The sequence below is a fragment of the Bartonella sp. AA1HLJMS genome (genome assembly GCF_042197445.1).
In the GTDB taxonomy this organism is placed as follows: Bacteria; Pseudomonadota; Alphaproteobacteria; order Rhizobiales; family Rhizobiaceae; genus Bartonella.
Genome location: NZ_JBHIRW010000157.1, coordinates 1 through 1654, shown reverse-complemented (window position 1 = coordinate 1654; position 1654 = coordinate 1). Strand labels below are relative to the sequence as shown.

Below are 1654 nucleotides of genomic sequence, written 5' to 3'. Positions count from 1 at the left end.
TCAACGTCCATTTTGTATTGTTTTTCAGATCAAAGTGCACATTTCTGTCTTTAGCAATATTTGCTCTGCCCTCTAAAGTAGACTGATCTGCGCTTAATGTGAAGGTGCCGTTGGAGATGGCGTTTGCACCGACATAGTCCCAAAGCTCTTTGTCTTTCCAATAAACGCCTTTTCCTAATAAAACATCGGCATGGATTTCTGAATTTTTGATATTGGCTGTACCAATTGATAGGTCTGCATTGTTTTCGATATCGTTGTCAGTGAAAGCTCCGATAAGAATTCCAGCACCATTTTCTACGTGGATATCTGCATTAGTCACATTGATTTCATTGCTTTGACGTTTTTGCGGATAATTTTGATCTGTGTAGAAGAGAGACATGATTTGCAAACCACCGATTTGTGCTGTTGCAGAAATATCCTTGACATCGATATGTCCACCGTTTTCTGTATACAATGCAGCTTGTTTTCCAAATACTGTTCCGCCTGTCATTGTGATTTGGGATTGTGGATCGCTTGCATGTAATCCACTACCATCAGATGCGTTAATTTTAGCATTGTCTTTTATGATAATGGTGCCGCCACTCTCAGCAGATACCCCTGAGGTTTTTACATTAAATTCTCCCCCTGATACGTTTATTTGAGAATTAAAAGCGGAGGCTATGCCTATATTTTCTTGAGTAACTGTTATATTTTTCAAAGTAAGGTTGCTGTTATGAGTGGCGACTACCCCGAAAAGTTGTTGGTCATCGTCTTTACCACTTGATATTTTCACATTTTCTATCTTGTTCTCAGCGCTCTTACTGTTATTAAAAGAAGCGCCTATTATAGAAGCCGTAATAGAACCTCCAGTCATCTTGATCGTACCGTTTGGTTGTGTAAAAAACCCCGTTGAAACATCTTTAATCGTTGTATTATGTAATTCAATTATGCTTCCAGAGGCATCGGCCAGTACACCAGTTCCAGTGCCATCTGTCGATGTTATAGTAATACCATTGACATGAATATGTCCGCCGTTTTCGGCAAACAATGTGCCTATACCCCAACCGCTTACTGTCCCTCCAGTCATTGTGATCTTGGATTGTGCACCATCAGCATGGAGTCCATAAGCACTGGATGTTGTAATCTCAGTCTTGTTGTCGATAGTAACCGTGCTGCCATTTGAAGCATATATTCCATCAGTTTTTCCATCAAATGATCCTCCAGAGATTGTTATTGTCGAGTGATCATCTGCCTTTAGAGCAGAGAAGGCATGCATAACAGTTACATTTTTTAAGGTGAGCGTGCTTCCCTTGGTAACTATTCCTGAGAGTAATTGCAGTCCATCTTTATCTAAGTCTGATATCACCACGTCTTTTAGCATGTTTTCGCTGCTATTCGTGTTATTAAAAGAAGCGCCAACAGAGGCAGCTGCAATGGAACCTCCAATCATTTTGATTGTAGCTCCGTCTTTGGCTTCAAGACCGCGGAAAATCTCAGAATCAAGTTTTGGGATAATTCTACTATCCTGTAATTCAATTACACTGTTAACACCTTCAGCTGTTACAGCGTATACATCGTAATGGACTGGGTGGTTTATCGTTAAATGTTTTCCAATGATTTTGCCACCGTCTTTTGCGTGAATAGTTTCGTAGGTTTTATCGGATACTTCTTGTTG

1 pseudogene is annotated in these 1654 nt (G+C 40.1%); it reads right to left on the bottom strand.

Annotated features, from left to right (window positions below):
- Positions 1-1654 (bottom strand): annotated as a pseudogene (locus tag ACFIQE_RS10190) (right-handed parallel beta-helix repeat-containing protein); the annotation flags it as partial.